At 73.8% G+C, this 14,077-nt stretch carries 13 protein-coding genes and 1 rRNA gene; 2 read left to right on the plus strand and 12 right to left on the minus strand.

The window, feature by feature from the left end; all coding sequences use genetic code 11:
• Positions 1–54 precede the first annotated feature (54 nt).
• The 5 genes from ACZ59A_RS34635 to ACZ59A_RS34655 form a co-directional block, all read right to left on the minus strand.
• Positions 55–1,200: a glycosyltransferase family 4 protein gene (locus tag ACZ59A_RS34635; RefSeq protein ID WP_470967059.1), complete on the minus strand. Its 1,146-nt coding sequence runs from the start codon at positions 1,198–1,200 to the stop codon at positions 55–57.
• Between the two features lie 235 nt (positions 1,201–1,435).
• The gene (gene recN, locus ACZ59A_RS34640) at positions 1,436–3,187 is read right to left on the minus strand and encodes a DNA repair protein RecN (protein ID WP_470967062.1); all 1,752 of its coding nucleotides are present in this window, start codon (positions 3,185–3,187) and stop codon (positions 1,436–1,438) included.
• A 182-nt stretch (positions 3,188–3,369) separates the two neighbouring features.
• Positions 3,370–4,335: an NAD kinase gene (locus ACZ59A_RS34645; RefSeq protein WP_470967064.1), complete on the minus strand. Its 966-nt coding sequence runs from the start codon at positions 4,333–4,335 to the stop codon at positions 3,370–3,372.
• Positions 4,332–5,198 carry a TlyA family RNA methyltransferase gene (locus ACZ59A_RS34650; protein WP_470967116.1) on the minus strand — a complete coding sequence of 289 codons (867 nt, stop codon included), beginning with the start codon at positions 5,196–5,198 and terminating at the stop codon, positions 4,332–4,334. The genes ACZ59A_RS34645 and ACZ59A_RS34650 overlap by 4 nt, the downstream gene beginning before the upstream one ends.
• Positions 5,199–5,230: 32 nt before the next feature.
• Complete coding sequence (locus ACZ59A_RS34655; protein ID WP_470967067.1) at positions 5,231–5,581, minus strand: hypothetical protein; 351 nt, start codon at positions 5,579–5,581, stop codon at positions 5,231–5,233.
• Positions 5,582–5,646: 65 nt separating this feature from the next.
• Here ACZ59A_RS34655 and ACZ59A_RS34660 point away from each other — a divergent pair, with 65 nt between their 5' ends.
• Entirely contained in the window at positions 5,647–5,994 is a 348-nt protein-coding gene (locus ACZ59A_RS34660) for a sterol-binding protein (RefSeq protein WP_470967069.1), read from the plus strand.
• Positions 5,995–6,040: 46 nt separating this feature from the next.
• Here ACZ59A_RS34660 and ACZ59A_RS34665 read toward each other — a convergent pair whose 3' ends face one another.
• From ACZ59A_RS34665 to ACZ59A_RS34680, 4 genes are all read right to left on the minus strand, one after another.
• Entirely contained in the window at positions 6,041–6,931 is an 891-nt protein-coding gene (locus ACZ59A_RS34665) for an ABC transporter ATP-binding protein (protein ID WP_470967118.1), read from the minus strand.
• 104 nt (positions 6,932–7,035) lie between these two features.
• Positions 7,036–8,097, minus strand: coding sequence for a FecCD family ABC transporter permease (locus tag ACZ59A_RS34670; protein ID WP_470967072.1), 1,062 nt, complete (start codon positions 8,095–8,097; stop codon positions 7,036–7,038).
• Positions 8,094–9,155, minus strand: coding sequence for a FecCD family ABC transporter permease (locus tag ACZ59A_RS34675; RefSeq protein WP_470967074.1), 1,062 nt, complete (start codon positions 9,153–9,155; stop codon positions 8,094–8,096). Before ACZ59A_RS34675 ends, ACZ59A_RS34670 begins: the two co-directional genes overlap by 4 nt.
• A 178-nt stretch (positions 9,156–9,333) precedes the next feature.
• Positions 9,334–10,365: an HAD-IIA family hydrolase gene (locus ACZ59A_RS34680; protein ID WP_470967077.1), complete on the minus strand. Its 1,032-nt coding sequence runs from the start codon at positions 10,363–10,365 to the stop codon at positions 9,334–9,336.
• A gap of 79 nt (positions 10,366–10,444) precedes the next feature.
• Between ACZ59A_RS34680 and ACZ59A_RS34685 the strand changes: the two genes are divergently transcribed.
• Positions 10,445–11,737 (plus strand): DUF1015 domain-containing protein, encoded by a 1,293-nt coding sequence (locus ACZ59A_RS34685; protein WP_470967079.1) that lies wholly within the window; start codon positions 10,445–10,447, stop codon positions 11,735–11,737.
• Positions 11,738–11,804: 67 nt separating this feature from the next.
• Here the strand turns inward: ACZ59A_RS34685 and ACZ59A_RS34690 are convergent, their stop codons facing one another.
• The 3 genes from ACZ59A_RS34690 to rrf all read right to left on the minus strand — a co-directional run.
• A complete protein-coding gene (locus tag ACZ59A_RS34690; RefSeq protein WP_470967121.1) occupies positions 11,805–12,704 on the minus strand; it encodes a tetratricopeptide repeat protein in 900 nt (299 codons plus the stop codon).
• Positions 12,674–13,795 carry a hypothetical protein gene (locus ACZ59A_RS34695; protein ID WP_470967123.1) on the minus strand — a complete coding sequence of 374 codons (1,122 nt, stop codon included), beginning with the start codon at positions 13,793–13,795 and terminating at the stop codon, positions 12,674–12,676. Before ACZ59A_RS34695 ends, ACZ59A_RS34690 begins: the two co-directional genes overlap by 31 nt.
• 194 nt (positions 13,796–13,989) lie before the next feature.
• Positions 13,990–14,077, minus strand: a 5S ribosomal RNA gene (rrf, locus tag ACZ59A_RS34700); the annotation flags it as partial.

The following is a 14,077-nucleotide window of genomic DNA, read 5'->3' on the forward strand; positions in this document are numbered from 1 at the left end:
AGAGCGCTCTCTCGGTCCACCGCGCAGAACCCTGCCGATCGGCGCCCGGGGGCGTCAACCCCCTACACGCATAAAGGTCTGCACCAATTCGTCGTAGACGCTGAGGACATGGGCCACCGTGTCGTCCTCCGTCGGCCACTCCGCGGTCCGTTCCCGCCCCGCCGCGGTCAGCTCCGCGCGCCGCCCGGGGTCGGCCAGCAGCCGGATCACGGCGTCGGCCAGGGCGCCGGAGTCGCCGTACGGGACGAGTTCGGCGGCCTCCCCCACCAGTTCGGGCACCCCGCCCACCGCCGTGGCGACCAGCGGCACCCCCGCGTGCAGCGCCTCCTGGGCCAGCAGCGACCGCGCCTCCCAGCGGCTGGAGAGCACGCAGACGTCGGCGACGGCCAGCAGCTCCGGTACGTCGTCCCGGCGGCCGAGCAGCCGCACCGGAAGGCCCTCGGCGTCGATCCGGCGCTGCAACTCCGCACGGTCCGGACCCTCCCCCGCGATCGCCAGCAGCGGCGGCGGGTCCAGGGAGCGCCAGTGGCGCGCCGCGTCCAGCAGCGGGCCATGGCCCGTGGCGGCGTCCAGACGGCCCACCGCGAGCAGCAGGGACCGTTCCACCGCGCCCAGTTCCGCGCGGGCCTTCTGGCGGGCGCCGTCGCCCGTCTCGGGCGCGGGGCGCGGCGCGGGCACCGCGACCGGCGCGAGCCGGGCGTCGCGCGCGCCGCGGTCGCGGGCCCGGTCCACCAGGTCCGAGGACGCGCCCAGCACGACCGAAGCGGCACGGGCCACCCGCCGCTCCATCAGCCGTACGACGCGGCCCCGCGGCCCCTCGGCCTCCCGCTTGGTGTGCCAGGTGACGACGAGCGGGATGCCCCGGCCGCGCAGCGCGAGCGCGGCCAGCAGCCCGGGCCACAGGCCGTGCGCGTGCACCAGCCCCGCGCCGACGCAGGCCGTACGGATCGACGCGATGCTCCCGGCGTCCGTACGGCCGTCGAGCGGGGCGAACCGGGCGCCCGCCTCGGTGAGGCCGTACCCGTCCTCGGCGCTCCAGGGCGCGCAGACGGTCACCCGCAGCCCGCGCGCCACCAGCCCGGCCGACAGCGACCGCACATGCACCCCGCTGCCCGAAGTGCCCTCGCCCAGCACCTGAACGGCATGCAGCGAGGGCTGCCCGTGCGGCGGGACCGGGGTGTTGCTCTCGGTACTGCTCACTCGGGCGGAGCTCCTGGGGCGATATCGGCGGTGCGGGTGCGGGTGCGACGACGCGGGCGCTGCGGGCGCCGCGACGCGGGTGCGCTGCGCCAAGAATGCCAGCACTCGCGGTGCGCTCGCCGCAACGTTCCCATGTGACGCCTGCCCAGCGCTCGCCCGTACGTCCGCAAGGCCACTCGTACGGGTGATCCCTGCGGGTTCCGCCGGACCGCCGCGGAACCCCGGGCCGCCGAGGTCAGCGCCCCGTGCGCGCGGCCTCCAGCAGCTCCTCCGCATGCGCCCGGGCCAGCTCCGAATCCTCCTGGCCCGCCAGCATCCGGGACAGCTCCCGGACCCGCTCCTCGCCCTCCATGGCCTTCACGCCGCTGCGCGTCACCGCCCCGTCGTTCGTCTTCTCCACCACCAGATGCCGGTCCGCGAAGGCGGCGACCTGCGGCAGGTGGGTGACGACCACCACCTGGGCGGAGCGGGCGAGCCGGGCCAGCCGACGGCCGACCTCGACCGCGGCCTTGCCGCCCACCCCGGCGTCCACCTCGTCGAAGAGATAGGTCGGTACGGGGTCGGAGCCCGCGAAGACGACCTCGACCGCGAGCATCACCCGGGACAGCTCACCGCCCGAGGCGCCCTTGGCGATGGGGCGCGGCGGCGCGCCGGGGTGGGGGGCGAGCAGCAGCTCGACCTCGTCGGCGCCGTGCGGACCGTACGCCACCGCCCGCCCGCCGACCTCGACGCCGGACGCCTCGTCCGCGGCCTCGGTCTGCCGGATCGCGAACGTCACCCGGGCATGCGGCATCGCGAGCGAGGCCAGCTCCTCGGTGACGGCCTCGGCGAAGCGCGCCGCGGCCTCCGTACGGGCGTCGGTGAGCGCCTGGGCGAGCGCGCCCAGGTCGGCGCGGAGCGCGTCGCGTTCGGCGGTCAGCTCGCCGATGCGGTCGTCGTCGCCGTCCAGTTCGGCGAGCCGGGCGGCGCCCTGCTCGGCCCAGGTCAGCACGTCGCTGATGTTCTCGCCGTACTTGCGGGTCAGCTGGGCCAGCGCGGCGCGGCGCTCCTCGACGGCGGAGAGCCGCAGCGGGTCGGCGTCCAGATCGTCGGCGTACCCGGCCAGTTCACCGGCCACGTCGGACAGCAGGATGCCCACCTCGCCGATGCGGTCGGCGAGCCCGGCGAGGGCGGGGTCGTGGGAGCGGACGGCTTCCAGGGCGCGGTGGGCGCCGCCGACGAGGGTGGCGGCGTCCACGCCCTCGAGGTCCTCCGGGTTGCCCGCCAGCGCGGTGTGCGCGAGGGCGGCGGCGGACGCCAGGGCCTCGGCATGGCCCAGCCGCTCGGCCTCGGCGGCGAGTTCGTCGTCCTCACCCGCCCGCGGCTCGGCGGCGGCGACCTCCTCCAGGCCGAAGCGGAGCAGATCGGCCTCCTGCTCCCGCTCGCGCGCCTGGGTGGTCAGCTCGTCCAGCTCGGCGGCGACGGCGCGCAGCCGCCGGTAGGCGCCCGCGTACTTCTCCAGCGGCCCCGCGACGGCGGCTCCCGCGTACCGGTCCAGCGCCTGGCGCTGCCGGGCGGGCCGCATCAGGCCCTGCTGGTCGGTCTGTCCATGGACGGCCACCAGGTCGTCGGCCAGCTCCGCGAGCAGCCCCACCGGCACGGACCGGCCGCCCACATGGGCGCGGGACCGGCCTTCGGCGGAGAGGGTACGGCTGATCAGCAACGCCCCGTCGTCGAGTTCGGCGCCCGCCTCCTCGGCCCGTACGGCGACGGACGAACGGGCGTCGACCGTGATCCGGCCCTCGACGACCGCCGCCTTGGCACCGATCCGCACCAGGGCGGCGTCGGCGCGGCCGCCGAGCAGCAGCCCGAGACTGGTGACGACCATGGTCTTGCCCGCGCCGGTCTCGCCGGTTACCGCGGTGAAGCCGGGTGACAGCTCGACCACGGCATCGTCGATGACACCCAGGGCACGTATCCGCATCTCCTCCAGCACGTGCAAGACCATACGAGGTTTACCGGCCACCTCGCGACGGCCACCCCCGGCGACGGACACACCGTCGCTCCGGGTGATCGCCCCGTCGCCGCGCCACCTCGCCTTCCGCACGGCGGGGAGGACCGACGGATGTACCCCCTCGAAAGGGTTTTCGTGACGAGCCGGTGTTCACCGGCCCGTCACGACGCGTACGGCTAGTGGGGCGCCCCGCGCCACCCCGCCACCGGCAGCGCGAACTTCGCCACCAGCCGGTCGGTGAACGACGCGTGGTGCAGCCGGGCCAGCCGGACCGGCACCGCTCCCCTGCGCACCTCCACCCGGGCCCCGGCGGGCAGCTCCACGGTGCGCCGCCCGTCGCACCACAGCACCCCGTGCGGGGTCTGCGGCTGCACCTCGACCGCGAGCACCGACTCCGGCGTCGTCACCAGCGGCTTCGCGAACAGGGCGTGCGCGCTGATCGGAACCATCAGCAGCGCCTCGACCTCGGGCCACACCACCGGGCCACCGGCCGAGAAGGCGTACGCCGTCGAACCGGTCGGGGTCGCGCACACCACGCCGTCGCCGCCGAAGCGGGAGACCGGACGGCCGTCGACCTCGGTGACGACCTCCAGCAGCCGCTCGCGCGCCGCCTTCTCGACCGACGCCTCGTTCAGCGCCCAGTCGGTGTGCACGATGTGCCCGTCGTTGCGGACGAGCACATCGATGGTCATGCGCTCCTCGACCTCGTACTGGCGGCTCACCACCCGGTCCACGACCTTGTCCAGGTCGTCCCGCTCGGCCTCGGCCAGGAAGCCGACCCGGCCCAGGTTGACGCCGAGCATCGGCACGCCGGAGATGCGCGAGAACTCCGCGCCGCGCAGCAGCGTGCCGTCCCCGCCGAGCACGACCAGCAGTTCACAGCCGTCCAGCACGTCCCGGCCCGCGTCGACCCGTTCGACCTCGGGCGGCAGCGGCAGGTCCGCGGCCTCGGCGGCGAGCACCCGCACCCCGATGCCGCTGCGCACCAGCCCCTGGACGACGAGTTCGGCGCTGCGGATGGCCGCCGGGCGGCCGGTGTGCGCAAGCAGGAAGATGGTCCGGTCGGCTGTCGCCTCGGGCGTCGGCCTGACCCCCGTCTCCGCCGCCGACTCCGCCTTCGCCGCTGCTTCTGAAGTGGTCAACTGGGCCCCTCCGCCACTGCACGGTCAACATCGTCCGGGTCCAGTGCCGGCGCCCCGGCGCGCATCCACAAAAAGTACTCGACGTTCCCCGACGGCCCCGGCAGCGGGCTGGCAGTCACGCCGAGTACGCCCAGCCCCAGGTCCGCCGCCTGACGAGCCACCGTCCGCACCGCCTCGGCACGCAGCTCGACGCTGCGGACGACGCCACCGCTGCCGAGCCGCTCCTTGCCGACCTCGAACTGTGGCTTGACCATCAGCACCAGGTCGGCGTCGGGAGCGGTGCAGCGCACCAGGGCGGGCAGCACCAGCCCGAGCGGGATGAAGGACAGATCCCCGACGACAAGGTCCACGGGCTCGCCTCCCATCTGCTCCGGCGTCAGCTCGCGTACGTTCGTACGGTCGAGAACGGTCACGCGTTCATCACTTTGCAAAGACCATGCAAGTTGCCCATAGCCGACGTCGGCGGCGACGACATGGGCGGCGCCCGCGCGCAGCAGGACGTCGGTGAAACCGCCGGTGGAGGCGCCCGCGTCCAGCGCCCGGCGGCCCGCGACGGCCAGCCCGGAGCCGGAGACCGGGGTGGGCTCGGTCGTACGCCCCGCCCCCTCGCGGTACTCCGCGCTGAAGGCGTACAGCGCGCCCGCGAGCTTGTGGCCGCCGCGCGAGACGTAGTCCGGATCGCTGTCGTCATCGAGCACCACGACCGCGGCGCTGGTCTCGACCTGCGTCGCGGCCTTGGTCGCGGTCGCCCCGCCGACGGTCACCCGGCCCGCCGCGATCAGCTGGCTCGCGTGTTCGCGCGAGCGGGCCAGCTTGCGGCGCACCAGCTCCGCGTCGAGTCGTACGCGTCGTGGGCGGGTCACTGCCACGGGTGGTTCAGCTCCTGGGGTCGGTCTTATGAGGAGGGGACGGGCGGGGCCGGAGGTCCGGGCCGCCGGTCGAGTGCCGTCAGCGCGTCCCGCAGGCCCCGGTGCACATCCTCGTACACCTCCAGGTGGTCGCTCACCGGGAGGTCGTCCGCGTCGGCCAGCCGGTCGAGCCGGGCATCGACGTCGGGGACGCCGGTGGGCGTACGGCCGACGCCCAGCGGAGCCGGACTGGCAGGCCCGGACGGCTCCGCCACGGGGGCTTCCGCGTGGGCCTGCTCGGCGGCCTCCCCGGGTGTCTCGGACGCCCCGGAGCCCGTATCGGCAGGTCCCGGCTCCGGCTCTGACCCGGGCCGTCCACCCGGCATCGGCTCACTCATGCACCCGACGCTACCGCGAAGCGCACGTTCTCCGAGGGGCACGACCTGCGGTACCGTCGTCCGCGATGGCCACCTTGGAACAGTGCCGCGACGCACTCGACAAACTGGCGGAGAACCTCGCGGGCGCGAACGGGGACCTCCGCAGCGCCGCCGCGCTCGACCGCTCCGTGAGCTGCTGGATCACCGACCTCGACACGACCTTCATGGGCCGTCTCGTGGACAGCCGCATCGAGGACGTGACGACCGAGCCCGGCCCGCCCTCGGAGCGCGCCCAGATCCGCCTGGCGATGTCCGGCGACGATCTGGTGGCCCTGGTCGGCGGCGAGCTGCACTTCGCCCGGGCCTGGGGCAGCGGCCGGGTCAAACTGGAGGCCGGACTGCGCGACCTGCTGCGGCTGCGGAAGCTGATCTAGCCGCCCGCACCAGCCCGGCCCGTACCCGCCTGCCCTGGGCCGCGGCTCAGGACTCCGTCGCCGCGGCGGCCACCGGCTCGGCCGCCGTCTCCGCCCCCGCTTCCGCCTCCGGGGCCTTACGGGAGCGCCGGGCGGCCGGTATGACCAGCGGCGTTCCCGTCTCCGGGTCGTCGATGACCTGGCAGCGCAGCCCGAAGACCCGCTCCACCAGCTCCGCCGTGACGATGTCCCCCGGCGCGCCCTCCGCGACGACCTCCCCGCCCCGCATCGCGATCAGGTGCGTGGCGTAGCGGGCGGCGTGGTTCAGGTCGTGCAGCACCGCGACGAGGGTGCGGCCCTGCTCCTCGTGGAGCTGGGCGCACAGGTCGAGGACGTCGATCTGGTGCTGGATGTCGAGGTACGTCGTGGGCTCGTCCAGGAGCAGCAGCGGGGTCTGCTGGGCGATGGCCATGGCGATCCAGACCCGCTGGCGCTGGCCGCCGGACAGTTCGTCGACATAGCGATCCCCCAGCTCCGCCACCCCGGTCGCCGCCATCGACTCCTGGACGATCCGCTCGTCCGCCTCCGACCACTGCCGCAGCAGCCCCTGGTGCGGGTAGCGGCCGCGGGCGACGAGGTCGGCGACGGTGATCCCGTCCGGGGCAATGGAGGACTGGGGCAGCAGGCCGAGGGTGCGGGCGACCTTCTTGGCGGGCAGCGAGCCGATCGCCTCGCCGTCCAGCAGCACCGACCCCGCCGTCGGCTTGAGCATCCGCGAGAGGGCGCGCAACAGAGTGGACTTGCCGCAGGCGTTGGGCCCGACGATCACCGTGAAGGAGTGGTCGGGGATGGTGACCGACAGGTCCTCGGCGACGGTGCGCCGGTCGTACGCGAGGGTCAGCCCCTCGGCGGTGAGCCGCTGCCGGTCCGTCGTCTTGCTGGTGCTGTTGCTGCTCATGCTCGAAGCCACGGTCTGCCCGGTGTCCTTTTCCCTGTCGCCCTTGTCGCTCTCGCTGCTCTTGCTGCTCTTGCCGCTCTTGCTGTCCGCCCGCGTACGTTCCGTCATATCCGCCCCGCCTTGCGCTCGGTCACCAGCAGCCACAGCAGATAGGTGCCGCCCAGCATCCCGGTCAGCGCCCCGACCGGCAGCTGGTCGGCGCCGAAGGCCCGCTGGGCGGACCAGTCGGCGGTGACCAGCAGGGCCGCGCCCATCCAGGCCGAGGGGAGCAGATTGGGACCGGCCGAGCGGGTGAGCCTGCGGGCCAGCTGCGGTGCGACGAGCGCCACGAACGAGACGGGCCCGGCGGCGGCCGTGGCGGAGGCGGTCAGCAGGACGGCCGCGAACATCAGCACCAGCCGGGTCCGCTCGACGCGCACCCCGAGGGCGTACGCGCTGTCGTCGCCCATCTCCAGCATCCGCAGGCCCCGCGCCTGCCCGAGGATCACGGGCAGGAGGACCGCGCAGACGCAGGCCAGCGGCCAGACCTGGTTCCAGTCACGTCCGTTGAGCGAGCCGGTCAGCCACACCACCGCGCGGGTGGCGTCGGGCAGGTCGGCCTTGGTGAGCAGATAGCCGTTGACGGCGGCGAGCATCGCGGTGGCGCCGATGCCGACCAGCACCAGCCGGTAGCCGTGGATGCCCCGCCGCCAGGCCAGCGCGTAGACCCCGAACCCGGTCAGCAGACCGCCGCAGATCGCGCCGAGGGCGACCTCGGTCGGATCGCCCTGGAAGAGGACGATCACGGCGAGCGCCCCGGCCGCCGAGCCCTGCCCGAAGCCGATCACGTCCGGACTGCCCAGCGGATTGCGGGAGATGGACTGGAAGACCGCTCCGGCCAGCCCGAGGGCCGCGCCGACCAGCAGCCCGACCAGGACCCGCGGCAGCCGCAGGTCGTGGACGATGAAGTCCTGGGCCACGGTGCCGTTCCCGGCCAGGGTGCTGAGCACATCGGCGGGGGCCATGGGGAAGTCGCCGGTGCCCATCAGGACCACGCTCATCGCCAGCGCCACGGCGAACAGCAGCAGCCCCACGACCGCGGAGCGGACGTCCAGGCGCAGCGAGAGGCCGCCGGTGCGCAGCGTGGCTCCGCTCGTCCCGGGCGTGGTGGGCTTGCGCGCGTTCACAGTTGAGTCATCCTTCGGCGGCGTACGAGGTAGAGGAAGACGGGCCCGCCGACGAGCGAGGTGACGACGCCGACCTGGAGTTCGGCGGGCCGGGCGACGATCCGCCCGATCACGTCGGAGCCCAGCAGCAGGACGGGCGACAGCACGGCGGCGTACGGCAGTGTCCAGCGCATATCGGGTCCGGTGATGGCCCGGACCAGGTGCGGAACCATCAGCCCCACGAAGGCGATCGGCCCGCACGCGGCGGTAGCGGCCCCGCACAGCAAGGTGACGGCCAGCATCGACAGCGCCCGGGTGCGGTTCAGGTTGGTGCCGAGGGCGCGCGCCGTGTCGTCGCCGAGCGCCACCGCGTTCAGCGAACGGCCGAGCACCAGCGCCAGCACCACGCCGACCAGGAGGAACGGGGCCACCTGCCGGACCACGGTCATGTTGGCGGAGGCGAGCGAACCCACCGTCCAGAAGCGCATCTTGTCCAGCGCCGCGCTGTCCAGCAGCTGTACGGAGTTGATGTAGCCGTAGAGCGCCGCGTACACGGCCGTACCGGCTAGCGCGAGCCGCACCGGGGTGGCGCCCCGGGTGCCGCCGAGGACGTACACCAGCACGGAGGCGACGGCGGTGCCGAGGAAGGCGAACCACACGTAGCCGGTCAGAGAGGTGACGCCGAAAAAGCTGATGGCCGAGACGACGGAGGCGGACGCGCCCGCGTTCAGCCCCAGCAGCCCGGGGTCGGCGAGCGGGTTGCGGGTGAGGGCCTGGATGACGGCGCCCGCGAGCCCGAGACCGAGGCCCACGAGCAGCCCGAGCAGGGTGCGCGGCAGCCGTACGTCCTTGATCACCACATCGGTGTCGCTGCCGGTGTAGTGGAACAGCCCGTGCCAGACATCCCCCAGCGCGATCGGTTTGGCGCCGATCGCGATGCTGGCGGCCGCGACGGCCAGCAGCACGCAGAGGGAGACGACGAGCCCGGCCACTCGACGCACGGTGTGGCGGCGGGGTGGCGGGGCCGCCGTGTCGGTCGCTGTCTCGGGTCCGGTTTTCACCGGACTGACCAGGGTCACGCGGAACTCCACCTCACAGCACGGCCGATCAAGACTTAGGTTAGGTTACCCTAAGTCGCACGTGAGACACCCCGGCGGCCCCGCCCCGGTTATCGCTCCGGCCACACCTCCGGCCACATCACCCCAGGCCCGGGCCCCGTCACGCCCGCGGGCGCGACGCTCACGGCCCCGGCGGCGGTCACCACCCCAGCCGAGCCAACGCCTTCCCCGCGTCCGCGCCGCTCACACCCTCCCCGGCCTCGTTCCAGGCCGCCGCGCACAGCGCCCGCAGCCCGTCCAGCGGCTCGTCGCCGTCCCCCTCCAGCAGCAGCGCGCCGTCGGCCGCCCGCGCCGTCCAACCGCCGCACCGGAAGCCGCCGTCGGCGGGTTCGACAACCGGCTGGGGCGTCAGCAGCCCCCGCAGATCGCGGTCCACATAGGTCGGCCGGTGCTTCGGCTCCGCGGTCAGCAGCTGTGCCGGGGTCGTCACCCCGGTCAGCACGAGGAGCGAGTCGACGCCGCCCGCGTACGCCCCCTCGATGTCGGTGTCCAGCCGGTCCCCCACGACCAGCGGCTGCCGGGCCCCGGTCCGCAGGATCGTCTCGCGGTGCATCGGCGGCAGCGGCTTCCCCGCGACCTGCGGGTCCTGGCCCGTCACGATCCGTACGACCTCCACCGCCGCGCCGTTGCCCGGCGCGATCCCGCGGCCGCTCGGAATCGTCAGATCCGTGTTGGACGCGTACCACGGCACCCCGCGCGCCACCGCGTAGCCCGCCTCCATCAGCCGCGCCCACGGCAGGTCCGGCCCGCCGTACCCCTGGACCACCGCCGCCGGGTCGTCATCGGCGGACTCCACCGGCAGCAGCCCGCGCTCGCGCAGCGCCACCCGCAGCCCCTCCCCGCCGATCACCAGCACCCGCGATCCCCGCGGCAGCTGCTCGGAGATCAGCCGGGCGACCGCCTGCGCCGAGGTGATCACGTCCTCGGCCCCGGCGGGCACCCCGAGCCGGGTCAGATGCTCGGCGACGGCCTGCGGTGTGCGCAGCGCGTTGTTGGTCACATACGCCAGCCGCATTCCGCCGTCCCGCGCGGTGACGAGCGACTCCACGGCGTACCCGATGGCCTCGCCACCCGCGTACACCACCCCGTCGAGGTCCAGTAGCGCGGTGTCGTACGCCTCGTTCAGCGACCGCTGACTGCCTTCGGGCGCGATCCGGACGGTCTGGTTCATGGGGGGACACTCTCCTCGCGATTCCCTGCGTTTTCCCCCCGATCATGGCTCATCGCCGACCGGGGCATAACATTCTCTAATGAGCACTTCAGGGCCTGGCGGGCAAGGTCTCCAGCTCACCCCCTTCCGGGGGCTGCGCTACGTCGCGGAACAGGTCGGCAGCCTCGCCGCCGTCACCTCACCGCCCTACGACGTGGTCGTACGTCCCGACGGTCTGCGCGAACTCGAGACCGCCGATCCGCACAACATCGTCCGGCTCATCCTCCCGCAGGCCGGTACCCCCGCCGACCGCCATCGGCAGGCCGCCGACACGCTGCGCCGCTGGCAGGCCGACGGCATCCTCGCGCCCGACCCCGAACCGGCCCTGTACGTCTACGAACAGCGCGACGGCCATAGCGTCCAGCGCGGGCTGATCGGCGCCCTGCGGCTGAGCCCGCGCGAGGAGGGCATCGTCCTCCCGCACGAGGAGGTCATGCCGCACATCGTCGAGGACCGCGCCGACCTGATGCGCGCCACCGCCGCCAACCTCGAACCCCTGCTGCTCGCCTACCGCGGCAACGGGGACGGCGGCGCCGCGCGGGTGATCGAACGCACCATCCGGCACGAGCCGTTGCTCTCCACCACCACCGAGGACGGCTTCGACCACCATCTGTGGCGGGTCACCGACCCGGCCGACCTGGTCGAGATCGCCGCCGATCTGCGCAACCACCAGGCCCTCATCGCCGACGGCCACCACCGCTGGGCCACCTATCTGCGGCTGCGCGAGGAGCGGACCGAGCCGGGCCCCTGGGACTTCGGCCTCGTCCTCCTCGTGGACACCGCCCGCTACCCGCTCCGGGTCCGGGCCATCCACCGGCTGCTGCGCCACCTCCCGGTGGCCGAGGCGCTGGCCACGGCGCGCACCGCCTTCCGGGTACGGACGGTCGACGGCCCGCTGCCGCGTGCCCTGGACGCCCTCGCGGCGGCGGTCACCGCACCGGAGGACGGGCGGAACGCGAACGCGTTCCTGCTCGCGGGCGACGGCGGATTCCACCTGATCGACCGGCCCGACCCCGGGCTGCTGGCCCGCACGGTCCCCGAGGGACGGCCGGAGCCCTGGCGGACGCTGGACGCGACCGTCCTGCACTCGCTGCTCCTGGACCACCTCTGGCAGATCCCGGACAGCCCCGAGCACATCGGCTACATCCACGACACGGAAGCGGCCGTGGAACAGGCGGAGCGGCACGGCGGCACGGCGGTGCTCATGCATCCGGTGCGCGAGGAGGTCGTCCACGAGTTGGCGCGGCAGGGCGTCGCCATGCCGCGCAAGTCGACGTCCTTCGGGCCGAAGCCCGCCACCGGGCTGGTGCTGCGCAGCCTCACGCTGGGCTGAGCGCACAGACATACAAAGAGGGCGGAGCCCCGGCCGGGGGTGGTGGCCGGGGTTCCGCCCTCAGGCATCAGCTGCGGTCGCCGCCGCTCTCGCTGTCCGCAGTGTCGTCGGCGTCGTCCTTCGTGGCCTCGGCCTCTGCGGTCACGGGGACCTCGGCGGGCACGGCGGTCTCCGGGGCCTCGGCGGCCTCGGCCGTCTCCGGGGCCTCCGCTGCCTCCTCGACAGCCTCGACAACCTCGGCCGGTTCGGCAACCTCGGCAGCCTCATCGACCTCATCGTCGTCGAGCGCGTCCACGAACTCGACGCCATCCAGCTCAGCGAGCCGGTCGGAGGCGTCCGTGGTGCCGCCCTGGTCCGCCTCCAGCGCCTTCGCGAACCACTCCCGCGCCTCGTCCTCACGGCCGACCGTCAGCAGCGCGTCGGCGTAGGCGTACCGCAGCCTGGCGGTCCACGGCTGGATGGAGTTCGAGGCCAGCTCGGGGCTCTGCAGGGTGACGACGGCGGCGTCGCCCTGACCCATGTCGCGCCGGGCACCGGCGGCCACCAGACGCATCTCGACCTGCCCGGCCCGGTCCAGCTTCTGCACCTCGGGCTCACCGGCCATGGCCAGCGCCCGCTCGGGACGGCCCATGCCGCGCTCGCAGTCGGCCATCACCGGCCACAGGTCGTTGTTGCCGGTCATACGACGCGCGGCGCGGAACTCCGCCAGCGCCTCCGAGTACTTCGCGGCGGCGTACGACGCGAACCCCGCCGCCTCACGGACGGCGGCGACGCGGGAAGCCAGCCGCAGCGCGACGCGCGAGTACTGGTACGCCCGCTCGGGGTCCTCGTCCAGCAGCTTGGCGACCATGACGAGGTTCTTGGCGACGTCCTCGGCAAGGGTCTTCGGCAGGCTCAGCAGCTCCTGCCGTACGTCCTTGTCGATCTCGTCGCCCGTCACGTCCTCGGGGATCGGCAGCCGCTTGATCGGCTCGCGGTCGCGGTCCCGGCCGCGCTCGTCGCGGTCGCGACGGCCGTAGCCACCGGACCGGTCGTCGCGCCCGCGGCCCTGGCCGCCGCCGTACGGACGCCGAGACCCACGGTCGTCACGCCGGTCGTCCCGCCCACCGCGGAAGCCGCCCTCGCGGTCATCCCGCCGCGGACCGCCACGGGGCCGGTCGTCACGACGGTCATCGCGCCGATCGTCACGGCGGAACCCGCCACGGTCGTCACGGCGGTCATCGCGCCGGTCATCACGGCGGAACCCACCGCGGTCATCCCGGCGGGGGGCGCCACGGTCATCCCGAGGGGGACCGCTGCGGTCATCACGACGGAACGAGGGCCGGTCATCACGGCGGTCATCACGACGGAAGCCACCACGGTCATCCCGAGGGGGACCGCTGCGGTCGTCACGCCGGTCATCGCGACGGAACCCGCCACGGTCGTCGCGGCGGTCGTCACGCCGGTCATCCCGGCGGAACCCACCCTGACGGGGACCACTGTCACGGTCGTCACGACGCGGACCGCGCGGGCGATCGTCACGACGGTCATCACGCCGGTCATCGCGGCGATCGTCACGACGGTCATCCCGGCGGAACGGGGGCCGGTCGTCGCGCCGGTCGAAGCCACCGCGCGGCCGGTCACCGCGATCGTCACGGCGCCCGAAGCCACCGCCGCCGGGGCGTCCGCCACGGTCGTCGTCACGACGCGGACCACGGGGCCGGTCATCGCGACGATCATCGCGCCGGTCGTCACGGCGATCGTCGCGCCTGAACCCGCCACGGTCGTCACGCCGGTCGTCACGGCGGGGGCCGCCACGGTCGTCACGGCGGTCATCGCGCCGATCATCACGGCGGAACCCACCCTGACGGGGACCACTGTCACGGTCGTCACGACGCGGACCGCGCGGGCGGTCGTCACGGCGGTCATCGCGACGGTCATCACGCCGGTCGTCGCGCCGATCATCGCGGCGGGCGTAGCCACCGCCACTGGGGCGTCCCCCGCGGTCGTCGTCACGACGCGGACCACGGGGCCGGTCGTCGCGACGATCGTCACGGCGGTCGTCGCGACGGAAGCCACCACCGTCACGGTCGCGGCGCGGTCCGGAGTCGCGGAAGTCCCTCCGGTCGCCGCCGTCCCGGCGCCGCGGCTCGCGGTCTCCCCGGTCGTCGGAAGAGTTGGTGGACATCTACGTGACTCCTGTCTTCAGGCCAAAACAAAAAAGGACCCCTGGTCCCAGCATGAACGCTGGGACCAGGGGTCCTCCAAAGATTGTTCGGCGGCGTCCTACTCTCCCACAGGGTCCCCCCTGCAGTACCATCGGCGCTGAAAGGCTTAGCTTCCGGGTTCGAAATGTAACCG

The organism is Streptomyces sp. NPDC040405 (assembly GCF_055595765.1).

Excerpts from the sequence above, each read along its gene's own strand:
- ACZ59A_RS34665 (WP_470967118.1), bottom strand. The coding sequence starts at position 6,931 with ATGAGCAGCAACAGCACCAGCAAGACGACGGACCGGCAGCGGCTCACC.
- ACZ59A_RS34685 (WP_470967079.1), top strand. The coding sequence starts at position 10,445 with ATGAGCACTTCAGGGCCTGGCGGGCAAGGTCTCCAGCTCACCCCCTTC.
- ACZ59A_RS34655 (WP_470967067.1), bottom strand. The coding sequence starts at position 5,581 with ATGAGTGAGCCGATGCCGGGTGGACGGCCCGGGTCAGAGCCGGAGCCG.
- ACZ59A_RS34680 (WP_470967077.1), bottom strand. The coding sequence starts at position 10,365 with ATGAACCAGACCGTCCGGATCGCGCCCGAAGGCAGTCAGCGGTCGCTG.
- ACZ59A_RS34660 (WP_470967069.1), top strand. The coding sequence starts at position 5,647 with ATGGCCACCTTGGAACAGTGCCGCGACGCACTCGACAAACTGGCGGAG.
- recN (WP_470967062.1), bottom strand. The coding sequence starts at position 3,187 with ATGGTCTTGCACGTGCTGGAGGAGATGCGGATACGTGCCCTGGGTGTC.